The following is a 23,407-nucleotide window of genomic DNA, read 5'->3' on the forward strand; positions in this document are numbered from 1 at the left end:
TTGCATGTATTAGGCACGCCGCCAGCGTTCGTCCTGAGCCAGGATCAAACTCTCCATAAAAGTTATAGATAAGCTTGTTCAGCTCAATAGTTGCTGACAAAAAATATTGTCGGATCGACGCGATCCATTTGTTCAGTTTTCAAAGAACTTGCTTGTCACATTCTGTCGTGACAGTTATTCATAATATCAGCTTCTGCCCTCGATGTCAACAACTTATTTCACATCTTTTTTTCGAGTGATTTCAGCATCTCAACGCGGCTCAAAAGCGACAAGAAATAATTTAACACATCCATCGAAAAAAAACAAATAGTATTTTTTTACATTAGCTTGAACCAGCTGTTGCCGTCTTTGGGATGCGGCACCGTTTCGCGGTAAAAGAAATATGAAGGGGAACTTATGCATTCTTATGTTACTGCAAAAAATGCGCCGATCCATGTGGACCGGCGTACTCTTCTTCCTTATTACTCTAACTAGGATAAGCCCAATAGCTTTAAAAGCTCGGTTTCATCCTCTATAACAGTCACGCCGAGCTCCCGCGCTTTCACCAGCTTGCTTCCTGCGCTTTCTCCGGCAATAACGTAATCCGTCTTTTTCGATACGCTCCCCGATACCTTCGCCCCCAATGCCTCTAGCCGCTTAGCTGCTTCATCACGCGTCATTTGAGATAATGTTCCCGTCAGTACGACCGTCTTGCCGCTAAAAACGCTATCTTGGCTTATCGCTGCCGGTTGTTCCGCCTCAGCTTTTACGCCAAGCGAACGCATACGCTCGATACTGCTTTTTATAATCGGATCTCTAAAGAATCCGGCTATGCTGTCGGCAACGATGGCACCAACATCGGGAAGCCCCACTAGTTCCTCCGGCTCAGCGGCCATCAGGGCATCCAAGCTGCGGTAATGATCTGCCAGCATCTTGGTCGTGGCTTTGCCTGTATTGGGAATGCCTAACGCAAACAGAAACGCGGCTAAATCGCGTTCCTTCGATTTCTCGAACGCTTCAATAAGCTTGCGCGCTTTTTTGTCTCCGAACCGTTCCAGATTAATCAGATCGTCATAGGTGATTTCATATAGATCCGCCGGATCGCGCACTTCACAATTTTCATACAGCTGCTCCGCGGTCATGACACTGAACGTCTCGATATCCATCGCATCCCGTGAAGCAAAATGTGTAATCCGCCCAATGATTTGCGGCTTGCACGCCAGCTTGTTGTTGCAGAACAAATGCGCACCGCGCTGCTCCAGCTCGGTTCCGCAGGACGGACAAACCGTCGGGAACACAATCTCTTGCCCTTCCTCATCGTCTGCCTTTCCCAAAATCTCTGGAATGACATCATTAGAACGGCGAATAAACACACGGGTGCCCAGAGCATGCTTCAAGTTCTTGCGTTCGATATCGCCGATATTGTTAAGCGTGCAGTTCTGAACCGTCACCCCAGCCAGCTCCACCGCTTCTACCCGCGCGACCGGTGTAATCTTGCCCGTACGGCCTACTTCCCACCCTACGGATTCCAATATCGTCGTTGTTTCTTCCGCTTCGAATTTGTAGGCGACTGCCCACCGCGGAAACTTATCCGTGTATCCAATCGCTTCCCGGGTGCGCATATCTACCAGCTTCACAACCGCTCCATCAATCAGAAAGTCCAAGTCGGCACGCATGGACGCGATCCGCTCCAATTCCGCCAGCACATCCTCAATTGAATCAAAATAGACGATATATGGGTTTACTTTAAACTCGTTATCTCGAAGAAACTGGATCATTTCCTGATGCGTTGCAAACGCAACGCCGTCAGCGTATCCGATATTATAGAAAAAAGCATTCAGCTTCCGCTCTGCGGTCGTTTTCGGGTTCAGGTTACGAAGTGCGCCTGCAGCTGCGTTCCGCGCATTTTTCAACGGCTCGACGGCCGTCTGGTTATAAGCTGCGAGCACAGAGAGGTTCATGATGCCCTCGCCCTGCACTTCAATAATCCCGTCCGTAAACGGTATCCTGAGCGGAACCGATCGGATCGTCTTGACCTGCGCCAAAATCCCCTCACCGACCGTACCGGTTCCGCGGGTAGCCGCCTGCACCAGAACGCCGTCCTCATACGTAAGATTGAGGGTCAGTCCATCAAACTTCAGCTCGACAACATAGGTCGGCTCCGGAAGCGGCTCCGACTCGGGGTTCTTCGTATTGTAATCGGCAATCGCCCTGCGCACACGCTGATTCCAGGCCAGGAGATCCTCTGCGTCCTGCGCTTTGTCCAAGCTCCACAGGCGCGCGCGATGGCGGTGCGGCTCAAAGCCTTTGAGCAGCTCTCCGCCTACACGGCCTGTCGGAGAATGAGGGAGAACGACGCCGCTCTCCCGCTCCAAAGCGACCAGCTCATCATATAACGCATCATATTCTTTATCGCTGATCTTCGGATCATCCAGTGTGTAATAGTAATAGTTATAGCGATTAATCTCAGCTGCCAGTTCTTCCATGCGTGCAAGCAACTGCTGCTCCATAAAGGGCGACCATCCTCTCGGGTAATAATAACGCTCCGGATTTTTACACTTTCGTAATCGGCGCAAATCCGGCAAGCAGCCGCTTCACTCCAACCGGCGCCGGGAACGCAATTTGCAGCTCCATATCATTGCCGGCGCCCTTCACGGCGACAATCGTGCCGGTGCCCCACTTGGCGTGCGCAACCTTGTCGCCCGCCGCAAAATTGCGCGGCGCATCGCCTGCCGCGCCTGCCGCTGCCGCCTGGGCGGCGTGCATCGGCGTCGTGACGCGCACAGCGCCGCCACGACTCGCTGCGCCGCCGCCCGCGGCGGTGCCTGCCGCCCCCGCATAGCCGGGGCGGCCTCCCGGGCCGGGCGCGCTTGCAGCGCCGCGCCCGGCCCCGCTGCCACCGCGGAACCCGAAGCCTGCGGCCGGTTCCGTGGTGGAACCGCCGCGGCGGGCAGCACTGCCGTAGCTGCCCGCGCGGCCGCTTGAGCCGGCGTCCGCCTTCAGCTCGGACGGCACCTCTTCCAGAAAGCGCGAAGGCGGGTTCGCGCTTGTCCGGCCAAACAGCGTGCGCATTCTGGCGCACGTTAGATAGAGCTGCTGCTCGGCGCGGGTGATGCCGACATAAGCAATCCGGCGTTCCTCCTCGAGCTCCTCGTTATCGGAGAAAGCCCTGCTGTGCGGGAAGATCCCTTCCTCCATGCCGATGATGAACACAACCGGGAATTCCAAGCCCTTGGCGCTGTGCATCGTCATTAAGGTGACGGCATCGCCCTTTTCCGCTTCCGCATCATCCGCCTTGTCCATCGAGTCGATGTCCGCGATTAACGCCAGGTCGGTCAGGAATGCAATGAGCGTCTTGTCGTCATTGCGTTTCTCGAATTCCATCGTTACCGAGAGAAACTCGTCGATGTTTTCCAGCCGGGACTTGGACTCCAGCGTATTCTCCTGCTGCAGCTCCAGCCTGTACTCACTCATCTCCAGCATCTTCTCCGTCAACTCGGTTACCGAGAGGTAATCCACCATCTGCGTTAACGAATCGATCATGCTGCGGAACTCCATCAGCGCAAGGCGGGTTTTCCCCGCAACATCAACGCCCTCCAAGTCTTTCAGTACCGTAAACATCGATTCGCCGCGCCTTACCGCTTCGGCAGAGATCTTCGCCAGCGTCGTATCGCCGATGCCGCGTTTAGGCACATTAATAATGCGCATCAAACTGATATCGTCGTCCGGATTGGACACTAACCGTAAATACCCGAGCAGGTCCTTAATTTCCTTCCGGTCATAGAACTTGATCCCGCCGACAATCTGGTAAGGAATATCCGATTTAATCAGTATTTCCTCAATGACCCGGGACTGTGCATTCGTCCGGTACAAAATCGCGTGGTCCGCATACTTTTTGCCGCTCCCGCGGTTTTTGCGGATCTCCCCCGTAATAAAGTATCCTTCCTCATGCTCGGAATCGGCTTGATAGACCGTAATCGGCGCGCCTTCGCCGCGGTCGGTCCACAGCTTTTTCGCCTTGCGTCCGGTATTTTGCTTGATCACCGCATTCGCCGCGTTCAAGATATTGGCTGTGGAGCGGTAATTCTGCTCGAGCAAAATCGCGCGCGCCTCCGGATAGTCCTCTTCAAAATTAAGAATGTTGGTGATATCCGCACCGCGCCACCGGTAGATCGACTGGTCGCTGTCACCGACCACGCAGATGTTATGGTGCTTGTCAGCCAGCATCCGGGTCAGCATATACTGCGCCCGGTTCGTATCCTGATACTCATCGACATGAATATACCGGAACTTGTTCTGATAAAACTCCAGCACCTCCGGCACGTCCTTGAACAATTGGATCGTCATCATGATCAAATCGTCAAAGTCGAGGGAGTTGTTGCTTTTCAGCCGCTTCTGGTACGCATGGTATACGTTCGAGACAATCTGCTGGTAATAATCGCCCACTGTGCTTTCATAACGTTCCGGTGTGATCAGCTCATTCTTCGAGCTGCTGATGACGGCCTGCACGCCTTTGGGCTCAAATTTCTTTGTGTCCACATTCATATCCTTCATACAATTGCGTATGACAGACAATTGATCGGTTGAATCCAAGATAGAAAAATTAGAATGATAGCCAATGCGGTCAATATCCTTACGCAAAATTCTCACGCACATCGAGTGAAAGGTCGATACCCAAATATCCTGTCCACCCGGACCGACCAAAGCGGCTACCCGCTCCTGCATCTCCCGGGCCGCCTTGTTCGTAAACGTAATCGCCAGAATGCTCCAGGGAGCAACCCGGCGCTTGTCGATCAAATATGCAATGCGATGCGTCAGCACGCGGGTCTTCCCGCTGCCTGCGCCGGCCATAATCAGAAGCGGGCCTTCCGTCGCCTGCACCGCTTCCCTTTGACGTTCATTAAGTCGCTGTACCGCTTGATCGATATCTATTCGATTAAACATAGTGTACTCCTTTGTTCGCATTTGTTCGCCTATCCCAAGTCTATTCAATGGACGGGAAGGTGTCAATTGAAGATACGCGGTCCGAACGAATTAAAGTTTACCATTGACGCAGCCATTTGGCCCTGAATGATCGTTACCCGCTGACAAAGTTACAGACAGAACGCTCATTGCCTGCCCTCTATTATCAGAGCGGCTGCCCGATTTCCTTAACCGCCCGGACCGTCTGCAGTGCAGCAGCCAAATCCGAATAAATCACATTGCCGACGATAACCGTGTCCGCAGCAGCGGCGGCCAGGCCCGCCTTCTCCACACTGTCGATCCCGCCTCCATAAAACAAGCGGCCTTGCGTCAGCAAGCCGTGCGCTCGCTGCACCAGCTGCATGTCACCGAACCGGCCGCTGTATTCGAGATAAATGACCGGAAGGCGCATCAAGCGGTCGGCCAGACGGACATAAGCAAGCGTATCCGCTTCGTCCAGTTCGGTGCTGGCCTCCGTTAACCTCGCGGCTTCAGCTTCCTTATTAAGAATGATATATCCTTCCGCAAACGTATCCTCCCACGGTATAAAAGAGCCATACTCGCGCACACCTTCCGCCTGACGGCCGACAATCCATTCGGCCCGCTGCGTATTGAGCACCATAGGAATCAAGTACAGATCAAATCCAGGCACAGCCGCGTCCGCAGAAGAAACCTCCAAGGCGCAAGGCACTTCATATCTTCTTATACGAGAGAGCAGATCAACGGTATTATCGAATGTAACCCCGCTTGACCCGCCGATCATGACCGCATCCGTACCTGACATGCAAATGGCATCCAACATTTCGTCGTCCAACGGACGGTCCGGGTCCAATTTAAACACATGTCTCCAATTCGCAAACAATGCTTCCCGCATTCTTATTTCTCGACTCCCTAATGTTCGTTTTGTTTAGTCTAAGTCACCCCTTACCGCCTGTCAATTTAGGATGTGTGATCGGGCAGAATGATTCACCCAAGCCGCTTAAGTGGTATAAATCCATAGAGCCAAATATAGCAAACCACTATAAATAGGGAGGAATTCGACATGAATTCAAATATGAAAAATCATTATTACGTTTCGGTATCAGGAAAGTCCATCGAGACCGAGCCATCCCTTTCCGAGCAGCTGCAAATTCTCGCCACTGAGGAGGAGCTCCAGAAGCTGCAGACTTTGCTCGACCACCAGCAGCACGATGATGAGCTCACACACATAAGAGCTCCTCTTCCTTACAAATCAAATGACCATGATCCGGCAAACGATCAGTTCACCGAACATTTGATTGAGGTATACCGCGCGATCTATCGTGTCGGTACGGAGGAAACAAGAGATCATATCCGCAGCATGAACATCATCGGGGAGCTTCACAATACGGACTACAATTATCCAGGGTACGAAGATAAATGAAAAAGACGGCGATCCACCCAGCATATGGGGTTGAATCGCCGCCTTTTTTTGCAAAAGCATTCCTGCTTATTTAACCAACTGTCCGCGCGTTACGCCCAACTGGTTGGTTGCTTTCAGACTGCGCCACACTTGCGTGCCGCTAATCCGTCCAGCCAGTGCTTCATTATACAGACCGATAACCTCACTTACCTTCTCTGCTGTTTCCTCCAAAAACTCGATCCGGAAGGAGGATACGCCGAGCTCCACAAAGTTTTTCAAATATTCTGCGCCCGATTGCTCGATCGCGTTATACACCGTGTTCCGGCAGCCTTCATCTACGCGAACCGGATGCGACATACCGATCCGGTCCTGCAGCGAAACATGGTGCTCCTCGCACGGACGGCCGCAGTTGGTGTAATCTGTCCCTTCGCTTAAGAAGGTGCAATAGACACAGTGTTCGGTATGGAACATCGGAAGATGCTGATGCAGCACCACTTCCATCCGCTTTGTGTCCGCGCGTCCCAGCAGATCGACCATTTGCTGCACATTCAGATCGTAAGAAGGCGTCACCCGCTCGCATCCCGCATCAAGGAATAGATCCGCCGTCTTATGGTTGGCGATATTCAGCGAGAAATCTCCGATCAGCTGCGGGAATTCCGCCGCCCTGCCTTGAGCTTCATATTCGGAACGAGCCCGCAGATAAAAGTAGAGCGCACCGGTATTGCGCACCAGCACCGCATCCGGCTGCAGCTTCAGAATATTGTTGTGGTACCCGTTTTCTCCCGGCATATGGATGCGCGGCGTTGCAAGTGCAATGCGTTTGCCCGCACGTCTTGCCGCTTCCACGGCAGCAGGAAACTGCTTGATGAATTCGAAGTCGGCATAGATAAGCTCGACATTGGTCTTCACTGCCGCTTCTACCTGCTCCAAGCTGCGGCAGAGAACGGTCAGTTGTGGTCCAGCTATGCTATCCAACGAAGCAGTTCTGTTCGTTTCGCGGCGAGAATCGGCAAAAACGTCAACCTGCCGCTTGATGTATACCGGCGGCTTAGGCCTCTCGCCCGCAAGCTGCTCCACGGCTTCCCGCCGCATCCGGTTCAGCTCGCGAATCGGGACGATCAAGTCTCCGTTCAAATTGACATCGAGCTGCTCCAGCTGATAGACGGTTCCGCCAAGGCGGCCGAGCTGCTCTCTTAGCAGCGTCTCGTCCATTGGACGCTTCTGGGCCAATTCCAACTCGAGCTCGGACACGACCTCAACGGTGGTCCCCTTCTGCACATCCGTCCACCATGTGCGCAGAGGCTGGCCTGCCGCGCCTGTTACTTTGATATTCAGTGGAAATACACGATACGGCTTGTCCGTTTCGAAGGACTGGCGCAGCCGCTTATCGAGTGCCGGATCATTTGTCTTCCATATCCGGTCGCCGACATGCACCCGCTGCAGATCAACATCATTGCGGCCCGGCACGATTTCCAGCACTGTGCCTTCCTGTGCTTCGCCTTCCAGCTTCACGCCCTGCCGGCGCAGATCATAGACGCGGCCGCCCTCTTCCTTTTTCGTCGGGTCGCCTGCGTCAAACACTATGCCGTCCCCGCGCTTAAGCGGGGCGTCAATGCGGCATACGACCGCATCGCGCAGTACCCGCTCAACCCGGCCCATATAGACGCCGCGGCTTTTTGGAAAGGTGCCTTCAACCAGTTTTTTATTGTTGGTGCCATCCAGGAAGCCGTGCGTGAAACCGCGCGAGAAGCTTTGCTGCAGCTCGCGTACATCTTCTTTCGCAGGTCCGCTGCGGTCGCCGTCGAAATAACTGTCGATCGCCTTGCGGTACTTGCTCACCACATTGGCCACATATTCCGGAGTCTTCAGACGCCCTTCAATTTTAAAGGAGGTTACGCCGGCTTCAATAAGCTCCGGTACGATATCAATCGCCGCCAAATCCTTCGGCGACAGCAAATAAGCAACGTCGCCCATCGGCTTTTGCTCTCCATCGACCATCAGATCGTACGGCAGGCGGCAAGCCTGTGCGCACTCTCCACGGTTAGCGGAGCGTCCACCCCACATTTCCGAGGTCAGGCATTGGCCGGAATAACTCACGCAAAGCGCGCCGTGTACGAAGACTTCCATCGGCAGCTTGGCCTGTTCTCCGATCGTACGGATTTGCTTCAGATTGTTCTCCCGTCCGAGAACGACCCGTTCGATATCGAACGGCTTCGTAAACTCCACCGCTTCCGGCGAAGTAATCGTCATCTGTGTCGAGCCGTGAATCGGGAAATCCGGCGACAGCTCGCGGATCAGCTTAACGAGGCCCAAATCCTGCACAATGACAGCATCCACGCCGGCATCGATGCACATTTCGATAAGCTTTTTAGCATCATTCAGTTCGTCCTCAAACACCAATATATTAAAGGTCAAAAAGCCTTTTACGCCGTAGCTGTGCAGGAAAGCCATAATTTCCGGAAGCTCGCTGCTTTGAAAATTGTTGGCACGCGCTCTTGCGTTAAACTTCTCTACACCAAAAAAGACCGCATCCGCGCCGTTCGCAACTGCCGCCCGCATACAGTCCCAATCACCGGCCGGGGCCAGCAGTTCAATATCTTCCCTTTTATAGGTTGTCATATAATATGTTGCTCCTTCAAATTAACGCTAGTATAAGATGAAGCTTATACTTTCTTTCATTTTAACAAACCCTGCACGCCATATCCACTGTCATCTATTACTTATTCTATATCCGCCTGTTCTTTTTCGAGTTTTGCAAGAGCGGTTTGCGCTGCTTAATTTGGTCTATTTTTATGTGATCTTGCTTTTTATTGCTTTTTGGAGGCATCCCTTGTTTCGTTCACCAATTAAGACATGGTATAATACGTTGGTAAACGCTTTACCAAATCAACCATCCGAAAATGGGAGGTATTCAGAGCTAATGAAACTTGGTGTATTTACTGTACTTTTCGCCCAAAAATCTCTTGAGGAAGCACTCGACTATATCGCTGCGCAAGGCCTGGATGCAGTGGAAATTGGAACCGGAGGCTATCCTGGCGACGCACACTGCAATCCGGACGAATTGCTGGCCGATGAAGGCAAATTGAATGCGTTCAAGCATGCGGTAGAATCACGCGGCCTGACCATCAGCGCCCTCAGCTGCCATGCCAATCCGCTGCACCCGCAAAAAGCGATCTCCAGCGAGCATGACGCAATCATCCGCAAAACGATCCAATTGGCCGGCAAACTCGGCGTTCCAGTTGTTAATACGTTCTCCGGCTGCCCAGGCGACCATGAGGATGCTAAATATCCGAACTGGCCGGTTGCTCCTTGGCCGAACGATTATCAAGAAATCCTCGACTGGCAGTGGACGAATAAAGTCATTCCATATTGGACTGAAATCGGCAAGCTGGCAACCGAAAACAATGTAAAAATCGGCTTGGAGCTTCATGGCGGATTCTCCGTACATACGCCGGCTACCCTTCTTCGTCTTCGCGAAGCGGCAGGCGAGGCGATCGGCGCGAACCTTGACCCAAGCCATATGTGGTGGCAGGGCATTGATCCGGTACAAGCGATTCATATCCTTGGCCGTGCTGGTGCGATTCACCATTTCCACGCCAAAGATACAACGATCGATCCGATTAATGTGAACAAGCACGGTGTAACCGATATGCAGTCCTACGCTCTTATGCTGGACCGCGCATGGCAGTTCAGAACCGTCGGCTTTGGTCACGATATGAAAACATGGGCGGACATCATCAGTGCGCTTCGCCTGGTTGGCTACGATTATGTGGTCAGCATCGAGCATGAAGATGGACTGATGTCCGTTGACGAGGGCTTCACGAAAGCCGTTCAAAACCTGCAGACCGTATTGATTAAGGAGCCTTTGGGCGAAATGTGGTGGGTATAAGCAATAGGGAGCGATCCGGGAGGGTCGCTCCCCTTTTTTGAAGATTAATATCCGGGGACGATCAGGTGTACCTTCCTCCAGCCGCTGTTGTCCGCCCGTTGCCAACGCAACGTCTTCCCTCTCTTTTGCTTTTTGTATGAAGATTAATTCCTGCTGCTTATATAGAGGAGAAAAAAGACAAAATAAAAACAACCTTGTCCCTCTTTCATGCGAGGATCAAGGTTGTTTGCCATCGATAGCTATGTATGAACCGGTAATCAGCCCATCCATACCTTGAAGATCATGATGTAGTCTACGACGAGAAACAATATGAGCGAGACCGCTGTAAAGCCGATCGCGAACAGATTTTTTCTCGGGCGAGCCATCAGTAATCGAACAAACGCAATAAAGATGATCAGGGTGAACAACAGCATGAAAATGTCGAACCCGTGAAATCTTACAACTGCGGCTGTACTTTCCTCTGCCAAAAACATGGGGGGACCTCCTTTTCGCACGTAGCCTATATTATTCTATGTTAGCCTTTAGGAACGCTTGATGCAAGTCTGATTTGTTAAGTGTAACAAGTTTGTCACGATTATTGGAACGTCTAAAAACAGACAATGTCGCGTATAACATTCTCTTATCAGATGAATCGATGCCAACCATTGTCCACAGCAGGAAAATATGATACCATCAGCAGTAGAGTAATCATACTAATTTCATCGGAATTTCTAGTGTGGTAACAATTAAGGAGGAACGTGAAAATGGCTTACGAAGCGGTATGGATGAAGGATCCATCCAAATTGAATAAATTCGAATTCGCAAAGATCGAGAAAGACGGTCTTGACGTAATTCGAACTATTATTGAAGAATACGCTGATAAGGGCTATGACGCGATTGAAGGCGACGACATGAACCGCTTCAAATGGGCCGGCGTATACGAGCAAAAGCCTAAAGACGGACATTTCATGATGCGCGTTCGTATCAACCAAGGCGTCATGACGGCAGCTCAAGCGCGTGCCCTTGCTTCCATCGGACGGGATTACGGCCGCGGCTTGGTTGACGTAACGACTCGTCAAGCAATTCAATTCCACTGGCTGCGCGTTGAACATTTGCCGGACATTTTCAAACGTCTTGAGAATGTCGGATTGTACAGCTATGAAGCTTGCGGCGACTGCCCGCGGACTATTGTCGGCAACCCGCTGGCCGGTATCGATAAAGACGAATTAATGGACACAACGGATATTGTTGAACAGGTGAACGATTTCTTCATTTTGAATCGTGATTTCTCCAACCTGCCCCGCAAATATAAAATGTCCATCTCTTCCAGCATTTATAACAATGCACATGCAGAAATTAATGACCTTGCCTTCGTCCCTGCCACGAAAGTGATTGACGGCGAAGAGGTTCTTGGCTTCCACGCTTATGTAGGCGGCGGCTTGTCCGCTAAACCTCACTTGGCGAAGGAGCTTGATATTTTTGTTCGTCCGGATGAAGTTTTGAAGGTTGCCATCGGAGTAACGACAATTTTCCGTGACTACGGCTACCGTGAGAAACGCCATCACGCCCGTTTGAAATTCTTAGTGGCCGACTGGGGCGTTGAGAAATTCAAAGAAAAACTGATTGAAATTATCGGCGACATGCCATCCAAAGGCGAGAACAAAATCGTCGGCTGGAAAGCCGTTTATTTCGACGGTGTGCATCAGCAAAAGCAAGAAGGGATGAACTTCATCGGATTGAACGTGCCTGTAGGCCGCACCAATTCGGAAGAGCTTGAGCAATTGGCTGATCTGGCTGAGCAATACGGCGATGGTAAAGTTCGCACAACAATGGCGCAAAACATTATCCTTGGCGGCATTCCGGACGCAAAAGTCGAAGAAGTGCTGAAAGCGCCTGTACTGCAGCGTCTGACTCCGAATCCTAAACATTTCATGAGCCGTACCGTGTCCTGCACAGGCAATGAGTTCTGTAACCTTGCAGTTGTTGAGACCAAGGAACGCGCTAAACGCGTTGCTGAATATTTGGATGAGAATATGGAGCTGGATGAAAAAATCCGTATCCATATGATCGGATGTCCAAATGCTTGCGGCCAGAAACACATCGCGGACATCGGCCTTCAAGGCGCGCTTGTTAAAACGCCTGAAGGCATGGTTGATGCGTTTGACATTGCTGTCGGCGGTACGCTTGGACCTGAAGCGGCATTCAATACACCGCTTAAAGGCCGTGTCAAAGGCGACGATGTTGCCGGCGTTATTGCACAGTTGCTTGAGTTCTACAAAGCAGAGCGCCAAGCTAATGAATCCTTTAACGCTTTTGTAAACCGTGTAGGCGTTCCGGCTTTCCAAGAGAAGCTGACGGATATCCTTGCATCTTAATAAATAAGCAAGCAAAAACGGTGCTGCCCTTAGATGAGGGCAGCACCGTTTCGTGTAGAAAGAGCAGCTTACATAAAAGATAAAGCTGCTATGTTATGAGAAATCCCCCTGTTCATCCTCGATGGTTAAACAGGCGGATTTCATATTTTTTTGCTGCAGACCATGACTTGCTATTGCGCGGAAGCCGCCGCTACGCCATCCTGTAATTTACGCTGCTCTTCAGTTCGCTCACGGTCGCGTTCCAGAATCGGTTTCAAGTAACGCCCGGTATAGGAGCCTTTTACTTTTACCACTTCTTCAGGTGTCCCCGTCGCCACGATCGTTCCGCCGCCGGTACCGCCCTCCGGACCAAGATCAATGAGATAGTCCGCCGTCTTGATGACGTCGAGATTATGCTCGATGACAAGCACGGATTCACCCGAATCAACGAGTCGATGCAGGACGACAAGCAGGCGGTCGATATCATCGACATGCAGTCCTGTCGTCGGCTCATCGAGAATGTACAGTGTCTTGCCGGTGCTGCGGCGGTATAACTCTGCCGCCAGCTTCACACGCTGCGCTTCCCCGCCGGATAATGTTGTTGCCGGTTGGCCCAAACGCATGTAGCCTAGTCCAACGTCAAACAACGTCTGCATCTTGCGATGGATACGCGGAATGTTTTTGAAAAACTCGACGGCATCCTCGATCGTCATTTCCAGCACGTCGGAAATGCTTTTACCGCGGTATTTTACTTCAAGTGTTTCACGGTTGTATCGTTTACCTTTGCAAATCTCACACGGCACATAAACATCCGGCAGGAAATGCATCTCGATCTTGATGATGCCGTCGCCGCGGCACGCTTCACATCGGCCGCCCTTCACATTAAAGCTGAAGCGTCCTTTCTTATAACCCCGCACCTTCGATTCATTGGTGGTGGCGAACACGTCACGGATATCGTCAAATACGCCCGTGTAGGTCGCTGGATTGGAGCGCGGCGTCCGTCCGATCGGCGACTGGTCGATGTCGATGACTTTCTCCAAATGCTCGAGCCCGCGAAGCTCTTTGTACGCTCCCGGACGCATCTTCGCTTTGTTCAAATCACGCGCCAATGTCTTATACAAGATCTCATTGACCAGCGTTGATTTGCCTGAGCCGGATACACCGGTAACAGCCGTGAATACGCCGATCGGAATCTTTGCATTCAGATTGCGCAGATTGTTCTCCTTGGCCCCGCGAACTTCCAGCCATTTGTCGCTCGTCGCCCGGCGCGCAAGCGGAACGGGAATGAACTTGCGTCCGCTCAAATATTGCCCGGTGAGCGATTTCTCATCCTGCATGATCTCCTGAGGTGTGCCTTCCGCCACAACGACTCCGCCATGGATACCGGCTCCGGGACCGATATCGATAATATAGTCGGCAGCCAGCATGGTGTCCTCGTCATGCTCAACCACGATAAGCGTATTGCCCAGGTCCCGCATATGCTCCAGCGTCTTAATCAGGCGGTCGTTATCGCGTTGATGCAGGCCAATACTCGGCTCGTCCAAAATATACAACACACCCATCAAGCTCGAGCCGATCTGCGTAGCAAGACGAATCCGCTGCGCTTCGCCGCCGGAGAGCGTGCCCGCCGCACGGCTGAGCGTCAAATATTCCAGGCCTACATTGACCAAAAAGCCGAGCCGACCGTTGATTTCCTTCAGGATCAAATGCGCAATCGTCCGATCTTTATCATTTAATTCCAGCCCATCAAAGAAGCGCTGCGCATCGCCAATCGATAGTGATGTAACATGGGCGATATTTTCCTTCCCTACCGTTACAGCAAGACTTTCCTTGCGCAGGCGGTGCCCTTTACAGCTGCTGCATGGCTTCGCGCTCATATAAGCTTCAATGTACTCGCGAATCCCATCCGACCCTGTATCGCGGTAGCGCCGCTCGAGATTATGGACAATCCCTTCAAACGGTACGAGCGCTTCCTTGGAATGGCCAAAGTCATTCTCGTAGCGGAATCGGACACGTTCACCGCCGGTTCCGTACATCAACTTCTTCATCTGATCCGCCGACAACTCGCTTACCGGCTTATCCTTCGGGATTCCGTAATGCTTGCACACAGCATCCAGAAATTGCGGATAATAGTTCGATGTGCTGCCCGCCCATGCTTCAAAAGCACCTTCTTCGATCGACTTCGAAACATCCGGAACGAGCAAGTCCGGATCCACAATCATCTTGGCTCCGAGTCCGTCACATTCAGGACATGCTCCGAAGGGGCTGTTGAAGGAAAACATCCGCGGCGCCAGCTCATCGATGCTGAATCCGCAGATCGGGCAAGCCAGGTTCGAGCTGAACAGCAGCTCTTCCTTATCGATCACATCAACGATGACTTGACCGTCGGATAACTTCAATGCCGTCTCTAATGAATCGGCAAGCCTTGATTGGACATCATCTTTGACCACAATCCGGTCGACGACGACTTCAATCGTATGCTTCTTGTTTTTTTCCAGCTCGATTTTCTCGCTTAGATCGCGTATTTCCCCATTGATCCGCACACGGACAAAACCCTGCTTTTGAATATCCGCAAGCAGCTTTGTATGCTCCCCTTTTCTTCCGGAGATCAGCGGAGCAAGAATCTGCAGCCTTGTGCGTTCGGGATATTCCATGATCCGGTCGACCATCTGTTCCACGGTCTGCGATGTGATCTGGATGCCGTGCTCCGGACAATGCGGCTTGCCGATTCTGGAGAACAAGAGCCGCAAGTAATCATATATTTCAGTTACCGTACCTACGGTAGACCTCGGATTGCGGCTGGTCGTCTTTTGGTCAATCGAAATGGCCGGCGACAGCCCATCGATGGAGTCGACGTCCGGTTTTTCCATTTGCCCTAAGAACTGCCTTGCATAAGCAGACAACGACTCCACGTATCGGCGCTGCCCTTCCGCATAGATCGTATCGAATGCCAGTGATGATTTGCCTGAACCGCTCAGGCCCGTCAATACGACAAACTTGTCGCGGGGTATCGTTACATCGATATTTTTCAAATTATGGGCGCGTGCGCCCTTGACTACGATCTGATCACTAGCCAAGTTTCTTTCCCTCCTTCTACCCTTCCGCTTTCAATTCTAATAATGCATCACGAAGCTCTGCGGCCCGTTCGAATTGCAAGTTTTTGGCCGCCTCTTTCATCTCCGCTTCCAGCCGCTGAATGAGCGATTGGCGGTCCTTCTTCGACATTTTGCTTAGCTCGCCGCTCGTCAAATATTCGGCCTTCTGCTCGGCTACTTTGGTCGCTTCGATAACATCGTGGATTCTCTTCCGGATCGTTTGCGGCGTTATGCCGTGCTTCTCATTATAAGCAAGCTGAATCGTCCGGCGTCTCTCTGTCTCCTGCATGGCCTTAGCCATGGAGTCGGTCACCTTGTCTCCATACATAATAACCCGGCCTTCGCTGTTGCGCGCGGCGCGGCCGATCGTCTGAATAAGCGAGCGTTCCGAACGCAAAAACCCTTCCTTATCCGCATCCAGGATGGCAACGAGCGATACCTCCGGCAGGTCGAGCCCTTCCCTTAACAGGTTAATGCCGATAAGAACATGGAAAGTGCCAAGACGCAGATCGCGCAGAATCGCCATCCGCTCCAGGGTCTTGATATCGGAATGCAGGTAACGGACCTTGATGCCCACTTCCTTCAAATAATCCGTTAAATCCTCCGCCATCTTCTTCGTTAATGTCGTAACCAGCACCCGTTCATCCTTAGCCATGCGGTCCCGGATTTCGCCAAGCAGGTCATCGATCTGCCCTTTCGTCGGCCTCAGCTCAATGATCGGATCGATCAGTCCGGTCGGACGGATGATTTGCTCGACCATCTCCGGAGAATGCTCTATCTCATAAGGGCCCGGTGTCGCCGAGACAAAGATGATCTGCTTGACCTTGTCTTCGAACTCTTCAAATCGAAGCGGCCGGTTATCCATCGCCGACGGCAGACGAAAGCCATGGTTGACAAGCACTTCCTTACGCGCACGGTCACCGTTGTACATGGCGCGGATTTGCGGCAGCGTCACATGCGACTCATCAATGACGATCAGCATATCGTCAGGGAAAAAATCCATCAGCGTGTAGGGCGTAGAGCCCCGTTCACGGAAGGTTAAAGGCCCCGAATAGTTCTCGATCCCCGAGCAGAAGCCCATCTCCTGCATCATCTCGATATCATATCTCGTCCGCTGCTCCAGGCGCTGCGCCTCAAGCAGCTTGCCTTGCTCCCGCAGTTCCGCCAGCCGTTCCTCCAGCTCACGCTCGATATTAACCAGCGCCGCCTTCATCGTATCCTCATGGGTTACGAAGTGAGAGGCGGGGAAGATGGCGACATGATCACGCTCGCCCACAATCTCGCCGGTCAATACATCGATCTCCGTGATCCGCTCTATCTCATCGCCGAACAGCTCAACCCGGATCGCCCGCTCGTTATTCGCTACGGGAAAAATCTCGATCACATCGCCGCGTACGCGAAATGTCCCGCGCACGAAATTGATGTCGTTGCGCTGGTATTGAATATCCACCAGCTTGTGCAGGATCGCATTTCTCGGCTTCTCCATCCCTACGCGCAGCGATAACACAAGGCTCTTATATTCCATAGGCGAGCCGAGGCCATAAATACACGAGACGCTCGCCACGATAATAACGTCTCTGCGTTCGAACAGTGCGCTTGTAGCGGAGTGGCGCAGCTTGTCAATCTCATCATTAATACTGGAATCCTTCTCAATGTACGTATCCGACGAAGGAATATAAGCCTCCGGTTGATAGTAATCGTAGTAACTGACGAAATACTCGACGGCATTGTTCGGAAAGAACTCTTTAAACTCACTGCACAGCTGCGCAGCCAATGTTTTGTTATGCGCGATGACGAGGGTAGGCCGATTCAATTGCGCGATGGTATTGGCGATCGTGTAGGTTTTCCCCGTTCCGGTTGCGCCTAGTAAGGTTTGATGCTTTTTGCCCAGCTTAATCCCTTCCACTAACTCTTTGATCGCTGCGGGTTGGTCGCCCTGCGGCGAGTATTCAGAAAGCAGCTCGAACGATTTTGACATCACTTCCAATTCGCTCATGCCCTTCTCCTCTCGTATCCCTTTTAATCTATGAAAAAGTATTATTAATAATCATACCCAAATTATCCAGTAAAGTAGACAATGAACATCTAATAAGAATATGTGTTCCCATCCATTATAATGGTTTCAATGCCCTGTTGCAATCGGAGGATGTTCCCTATTTTCCGGTACAAGCGAAACGTATCATTTCTTAAAATTACAAAAAAAACTGCTCCACCCCAGAGGGGAAGAGCAGTTTTATCTGTAAGTGGATTACAGTTTTACTACGTTTTCAGCTTGTGGTCCGCGGTTGCCTTGAACAACGTTGAACTCAACGCGTTGACCTTCGTCAAGGGTTTTGAAGCCGTCGCCAGTGATTGCGGAGAAGTGAACGAATACGTCGCTTCCGCCTTCAACTTCGATGAAACCGAAGCCTTTTTCTGCGTTGAACCATTTTACTGTACCTTGTTGCATAGTTATTACCTCCAAAAGTGTTTTTAACATGTTCATTTTGCCGATAAACAAAAATTCACATATTGAAAAAGGTTTCATTGTAAATGTTAGCCCTTTTCAATATGCGAATCGGTAACACCTTTTATCAACTGTTATGATCATATCACAGACTCATACGGAATGCAAACGAATTAATTCACCATACCGACAAATATTCAAGTAAAAAGATATCCGCTTTCATTACCGCTCTCCCGCTGCCGTTCCCTGAAACGCATGGCGGTACAGCTCGGCGTAATATCCCCCTAATTGAAGGAGCGTCTCATGTGTACCTTCTTCTTCAATCATGCCGCTGCGCATGACAATGATCCTGTCGGCATGCTTAACCGTGGAGAGCCGGTGTGCGATGACCAGCGTGGTCCTGCCTTCGGAAACGATGTTCAGCGCCTGCTGGATCAATCGTTCGGTATGCGAGTCCAAGTGAGCGGTTGCTTCGTCCAGGATTAGAATTTTGGGCTGGGACACCAATATCCGGGCAAAGGAGATCAGCTGCCGCTCGCCTGCCGACAGGCCGCTGCCCCGCTCGGACAGCCGCGTATCGTATCCCTTCTTCAATCTGGCGATCATCGGATCTGCGCCAACCGTTCTGCATGCCTCGATGACCGCTTCCCGCGAGATGCGTTCATCGAACAACCGCACATTGTCCACAATCGATCCCGAATAGAGATACGGATCCTGCTGCACCAGCCCGACAATGCGATGGAGGGAATCCAGCGGCAGCCTGCGGATATCGACGCCGTCAATCTCCACGCTGCCCCGCTTTACATCGTAAAAACGGGCCAGCAGATTCACAAGGGAGCTTTTGCCTGCGCCGGTTGTGCCGACGATGCCTACAAACTCACCCGGCTGGATGTGCAGCTCCAGATCATGCAGGACGTCCTTGTCATCCGCATACGAAAAGCGGATATGATTAAAATCGACTTTGCCCTTCACGGTGGACAAGCCTATAGGGCGGGCTGCTTCCGGTGCGGGATCGCGGACCTCCGGTTGAACGGAAAATATACGCCACAAGCGGTCGACCGAAACAAGCGTGGATTGCAGCGTATTCCACTGCTGGGTGATTTGGTTGATCGGCTGGAAGAACTGCCGGATATAACTGATGAAGGCATACAGCACCCCGAACTCCAGCTGCTGGTTAAATACAGCGATGCCGCCAATCCACACGACAAAAGCGACCGACACATTTCCTAAGATATCAAATGAGCGGTTAAAGATAACGGTTGCCCGCACCTCGCGCAGGCTTTCCTTTAAATATTTCTCATTGCGCTCGGAAAAGCGCGATACCTGCTCCTTCTCCTGATGAAAATTTTGAATCAGGCTCATCCCCGCCAAATTTTCTGCCAGAAAGGCGATTAACCGCGACAGCTGCGTGCGCGCGCGTTGGTATGAATTGCGCAGGAGCGCGCGGAAGGCGACAGCAATGACCGCAATAAGCGGGAGCAGAATCAAACAATACAGCGCAAGCTGTACATCAAGAAAAAACATAAACCCGATAATCATCAGCAGCGACATGCCGTCCCGGATAATGCTTAACAGCACCTGCGTAAAAAACTGGTTGATCGTCTCCGTATCGCTTGATTCATTGGTCACGAGGCTGCCGATCGCGTGGCGGTCGAAGAAGGACATCGACTGCCCTGAAATGTGCTTGAACAAATCCTTGCGAAGCGCCGCGACGATGCTCTGCCCTGCCTTTTGAAGCAGGTTCGCCTGCCAAAACGTAAACAGCATGCTGAGAACGGCCAACAGAAAATAGATCACGCCAAGCATAATCAATCTGCCTGCGCCATGGTCGCCGAACAGCACACGGTCGTCTATCGCCACCTTGACCAGATAGGGCTGAAGCAGGTCAGCCGATATTGCAAATACGGCACAAAAGAAGACAGCTACAAATATCATCCGGTGCGGCTTGGCGTAGGCAAGCATCGCCAGAAAAGCTTTGCGCCTATTTTCCTTGCTCACTGTGTAATTCGGATTAATATCCTCTTCCGATCGTATATCGCCTTCCTTAGCCATGGGACACCCCTTCTTCCTGGATCTCATGCAGCGAAGCGTAATACCCCCGTTTGCTCAGCAGCTCCTGATGCGTGCCCCGCTCGATAATGCGGCCTTCCTCCAACACGATGATTTCGTCGGCGTGTTTGACTGCGCTGATCCGGTGCGCGATCAACAGCGTCGTCTTGCCTTTGCGGACCTCCCGCAGGTTCTGCAAAATACTCGCTTCCGTTAAAGCGTCTACAGCACTTACGCTGTCATCGAGAATAAGAATCGGCGCGTCCTTGATGAGCCCTCTGGCAAGGCTGGTCCGTTGGCGCTGTCCCCCGGAGAGCGTCAACCCCCGCTCCCCCAGCTTGGTCTCAAAGCGGTCGGTGAAGCCAGCGACGTTATCATACACCTCCGCAAGCTTTGCCGCCCGCTCTACACTCGCATTGCCAGCTTGCCGGTTATAAAAGGCGATATTATCGCGGATCGTGGTGCTGAACAGGAAACCGTCCTGCGGCACGTATGCGATCTGGGTACGCAGGCTCTCCAGCGTCAAATCCCTAATGTCCTGGCCCCCGATGAAAACCGTGCCCCTGGGCGGATCATAAGTGCGCAGCAGCAGCTTAACGAGGGTTGTCTTGCCGCTCCCGGTCTTGCCCACGATGCCGAGCGTCTTCCCTTGCGGCACATGAATGTTTAGCTGCTCCAAGGACAAGCGATCGGTTTCGGGGTAAGCAAATGACAAGCCCCGGATGGTGATATCCCCTGCCCCCTGCACCAGCGGCACGGCCTGCTCCGCTTCCTGAATATCCTGTTTTTCCGCAAGCAGCCGGTTAAGACGGTCAAGAGACGCCCGCGAGCGCTGCACGGTATTAATCACGTTGCCGATCGACTGCAGCGGATTCATGATCATTCTTAAATAAAGCGTCAATGCTACAAAATTGCCAATCGAGAGAGCTCCCTCAATCGTAAGATATCCGCCATACGTAATCGCAACGACAAGCGACAAAGCGCCCGCGAACGGAATCATCGCTTGAAACATCGCTGTCATGCGGACAAGCAGCAGTTGATTGTCTTTGATCCGGTCGACTGTCTGCCCGAACCGCTTCTGTGCAATGTCTTCAATGCCGAACGTTTTCGTTACGCGAATGCCGCCAAACTGCTCCTCCGCCGATTCGGTCATTTCTGCGAGCGCTTCCTGAACCTTCTTTGATCGTTCACGTATACGCGGACCAAAGTAAACCACAAGAATCGGAATAGACAGCAGAGGCAGTATGCAGGACAGAATCAACAGCTTGGGTATATCGCTCAGGATCATCATCGTAATGACGGATATGAGCAGGACAGACGCATTCGTCAATTGGTTAACTCCATTAGCAATCGATTCCCGCACTGCCGTCACATCGTTCATGACATAGCTAAGCAGCTTGCCAATGCCGTTTTTTGAATAATACTGCTCACTCAGACGCGTAAAGTGTTGGAAAAGGCGCTGCCGCGAATTGTATTCAAACCTTCTCCCCATCCGGTGGTTCACATACTGTCCGAAGCCGAACAGCACGCCATAACCGATGCCGATCGCCAGCAAAGTCAGACTGTAGAGAACAATCGCCTGCCGCGTCAGTCCATTCCGGTTCAGCTCATCGGCGAATTGCCCCAGTATTCTAGGGAAAAACGCATAGATGATATTGGCCGAAGCCAGCAATACAAAAGCAAATACATAGATCCAGCCGTACCGTTTAAAATGATCGGTTAACAATTTTTTCCCGCTCATGAGCTTCACATCCCTGCCTTATTCATACAAACACGGAAGAAACATTGCTAAGTTACATGTTAATCCAGTATGACTGAATATTCAATAATATTAAACGATCTTTTCTCATCCGTGATTTATATGGATAATTTTGCGACGAAACGCATGGCTCATCCGTAATGCTTCTCTAGAAGTCTATCATCTAAGGAGTGTACTGTATGCGCCGTCGTTTCATCGCTGTTATTACAACGATTCTTATCGTATATCTGGGCATCAATTATTACATTGGCTGGCATGGCCTTGTGTTTCTCCAGCATACCTTCGGCATGACCAATCCTTGGCCCTATTGGATCGTGTTCTGGATCGTAAGTTTGGGATATCTTCTTGCCAGATTGGCGGAGCGTTTTGTCCCTTATTTTGTTTTCTATTTGTTGAAGGCTGCCGGCTCTTATTGGTTCGCTATTTTAATGTATGCCGTATTGCTGCTGCCTATGGCTGATGTCGCCGCCCTCTTGTTAAATATCAATAATGTGCCTGCGGACGAATACGTGCCGGGTATCGGCTATATTATCCTGGGCATCCTGGCGCTCCTGCTGGCCGTCGGCTCTTGGAATGCATGGCGTCCGATTGTGCGCACCTATGAGATCAAGATCGATAAACCGGCCGGACAATTGAAAACCATGCGGATCGCCGTCGCTTCCGACCTTCACCTGGGAACGATCGTGCGCAATAAGCATCTTCAGGGATTTGTAGAACGGATCAATGCGCTGAACCCTGATCTGATCCTGCTGCCCGGGGACATTATCGATGACGATATTAAACCTTTCATTCAGCAAAATATGGCGGAGACCATGCGCGGATTAAAGGCCAAACATGGCGTATATGCCGTGCTCGGCAATCATGAATATATCGGCGGCCATGTGGATGAGTTTGTGGAACGGCTGCAGCAGGTCGGCATCCAGGTGCTGCTGGATCGCTCCGTGCAAGTAGCCGATTCACTGTATATCGTCGGCAGGAAGGACCGCAGCGCTGATTCAGCACGTTTTGGCAGCGCCGGCAGGCTAAAGCTCGGTGAGCTGCTCAGCGGCGTCGATCTCAGTCACCCGGTCATCCTAATGGATCATCAGCCGTATCATCTGGATCTGGCAGCCGCCGCAGGGGTGGATGTCATGCTGTCCGGGCATACGCACCGCGGGCAAATGACACCCAACCATTTTATTACACGACGCTTGTTTGAGCTCGATTGGGGGTACAAACGCAAAGATACAATGCATGCCATCGTATCCTCCGGCTTAGGCTTCTGGGGACCGCCAATCCGGCTCGGCAGCCGCTCGGAAATCATTGAATTAATCATTACCTTTGATGACAAAGCCTAAGCTTGCCTATGTGACATAACCGCAAGATGGCGCTGTCCCATAACTCATCGATGACGATGGGATAGCCCCGTTCTCTTAAAAGCTTTGGTTGTACCGCATTCACTGCGCAGTCGAATGTTCTTCCGATCGCTGTTGTTCCCGGATTCCCTTAAATGAATAAGCCGAGGTGGGAATCCG

At 51.7% G+C, this 23,407-nt stretch carries 14 protein-coding genes and 1 rRNA gene; 4 read left to right on the plus strand and 11 right to left on the minus strand.

Features of this window, described 5'->3' with window-relative positions; translation table 11 throughout:
• The 4 genes from IEW11_RS02690 to pcrB all read right to left on the minus strand — a co-directional run.
• Positions 1 to 60, minus strand: a 16S ribosomal RNA gene (locus tag IEW11_RS02690); the annotation flags it as partial.
• Positions 61 to 470: 410 nt separating this feature from the next.
• Complete coding sequence (gene ligA / locus IEW11_RS02695) at positions 471 to 2,489, minus strand: NAD-dependent DNA ligase LigA (RefSeq protein ID WP_188528814.1); 2,019 nt, start codon at positions 2,487 to 2,489, stop codon at positions 471 to 473.
• A 43-nt stretch (positions 2,490 to 2,532) separates the two neighbouring features.
• Positions 2,533 to 4,923 carry a DNA helicase PcrA gene (pcrA, locus tag IEW11_RS02700; RefSeq protein WP_188528815.1) on the minus strand — a complete coding sequence of 797 codons (2,391 nt, stop codon included), beginning with the start codon at positions 4,921 to 4,923 and terminating at the stop codon, positions 2,533 to 2,535.
• 184 nt (positions 4,924 to 5,107) lie between these two features.
• Positions 5,108 to 5,815, minus strand: coding sequence for a heptaprenylglyceryl phosphate synthase (pcrB, locus tag IEW11_RS02705; protein ID WP_188528817.1), 708 nt, complete (start codon positions 5,813 to 5,815; stop codon positions 5,108 to 5,110).
• Between the two features lie 168 nt (positions 5,816 to 5,983).
• Here pcrB and IEW11_RS02710 point away from each other — a divergent pair, with 168 nt between their 5' ends.
• Positions 5,984 to 6,343 carry a hypothetical protein gene (locus IEW11_RS02710; RefSeq protein ID WP_188528819.1) on the plus strand — a complete coding sequence of 120 codons (360 nt, stop codon included), beginning with the start codon at positions 5,984 to 5,986 and terminating at the stop codon, positions 6,341 to 6,343.
• Positions 6,344 to 6,409: 66 nt separating this feature from the next.
• Here IEW11_RS02710 and IEW11_RS02715 read toward each other — a convergent pair whose 3' ends face one another.
• Positions 6,410 to 8,941, minus strand: coding sequence for a U32 family peptidase (locus IEW11_RS02715; RefSeq protein ID WP_188528821.1), 2,532 nt, complete (start codon positions 8,939 to 8,941; stop codon positions 6,410 to 6,412).
• Positions 8,942 to 9,242: 301 nt separating this feature from the next.
• Here IEW11_RS02715 and IEW11_RS02720 point away from each other — a divergent pair, with 301 nt between their 5' ends.
• On the plus strand, positions 9,243 to 10,211 hold the full coding sequence (locus IEW11_RS02720; protein ID WP_188528823.1) for a sugar phosphate isomerase/epimerase family protein: 969 nt from the start codon (positions 9,243 to 9,245) through the stop codon (positions 10,209 to 10,211).
• 257 nt (positions 10,212 to 10,468) lie between these two features.
• Here IEW11_RS02720 and IEW11_RS02725 read toward each other — a convergent pair whose 3' ends face one another.
• A complete protein-coding gene (locus IEW11_RS02725) occupies positions 10,469 to 10,684 on the minus strand; it encodes a hypothetical protein (protein WP_188528825.1) in 216 nt (71 codons plus the stop codon).
• A gap of 270 nt (positions 10,685 to 10,954) precedes the next feature.
• On the opposite strand from IEW11_RS02725, the gene IEW11_RS02730 reads away from it, so the two are divergent.
• Positions 10,955 to 12,565, plus strand: a complete 1,611-nt coding sequence (locus tag IEW11_RS02730) for a nitrite/sulfite reductase (protein ID WP_188528827.1) — start codon at positions 10,955 to 10,957, stop codon at positions 12,563 to 12,565.
• Between the two features lie 170 nt (positions 12,566 to 12,735).
• Here the strand turns inward: IEW11_RS02730 and uvrA are convergent, their stop codons facing one another.
• The 5 genes from uvrA to IEW11_RS02755 form a co-directional block, all read right to left on the minus strand.
• Positions 12,736 to 15,621: an excinuclease ABC subunit UvrA gene (uvrA, locus tag IEW11_RS02735; RefSeq protein ID WP_188528829.1), complete on the minus strand. Its 2,886-nt coding sequence runs from the start codon at positions 15,619 to 15,621 to the stop codon at positions 12,736 to 12,738.
• Positions 15,622 to 15,637: 16 nt separating this feature from the next.
• Positions 15,638 to 17,635: an excinuclease ABC subunit UvrB gene (uvrB, locus tag IEW11_RS02740; RefSeq protein WP_308422689.1), complete on the minus strand. Its 1,998-nt coding sequence runs from the start codon at positions 17,633 to 17,635 to the stop codon at positions 15,638 to 15,640.
• A 252-nt stretch (positions 17,636 to 17,887) separates the two neighbouring features.
• On the minus strand, positions 17,888 to 18,088 hold the full coding sequence (locus IEW11_RS02745; protein ID WP_188528831.1) for a cold-shock protein: 201 nt from the start codon (positions 18,086 to 18,088) through the stop codon (positions 17,888 to 17,890).
• A gap of 219 nt (positions 18,089 to 18,307) precedes the next feature.
• Positions 18,308 to 20,137 carry an ABC transporter ATP-binding protein gene (locus IEW11_RS02750; RefSeq protein WP_188528833.1) on the minus strand — a complete coding sequence of 610 codons (1,830 nt, stop codon included), beginning with the start codon at positions 20,135 to 20,137 and terminating at the stop codon, positions 18,308 to 18,310.
• Positions 20,130 to 21,875, minus strand: a complete 1,746-nt coding sequence (locus tag IEW11_RS02755) for an ABC transporter ATP-binding protein (RefSeq protein WP_188528835.1) — start codon at positions 21,873 to 21,875, stop codon at positions 20,130 to 20,132. The genes IEW11_RS02750 and IEW11_RS02755 overlap by 8 nt, the downstream gene beginning before the upstream one ends.
• A 197-nt stretch (positions 21,876 to 22,072) precedes the next feature.
• Here IEW11_RS02755 and IEW11_RS02760 point away from each other — a divergent pair, with 197 nt between their 5' ends.
• On the plus strand, positions 22,073 to 23,230 hold the full coding sequence (locus IEW11_RS02760; protein ID WP_188528837.1) for a metallophosphoesterase: 1,158 nt from the start codon (positions 22,073 to 22,075) through the stop codon (positions 23,228 to 23,230).
• Positions 23,231 to 23,407 lie beyond the last annotated feature (177 nt).

The organism is Paenibacillus abyssi (assembly GCF_014640295.1).
In the GTDB taxonomy this organism is placed as follows: Bacteria; Bacillota; Bacilli; order Paenibacillales; family Paenibacillaceae; genus Paenibacillus_D; species Paenibacillus_D abyssi.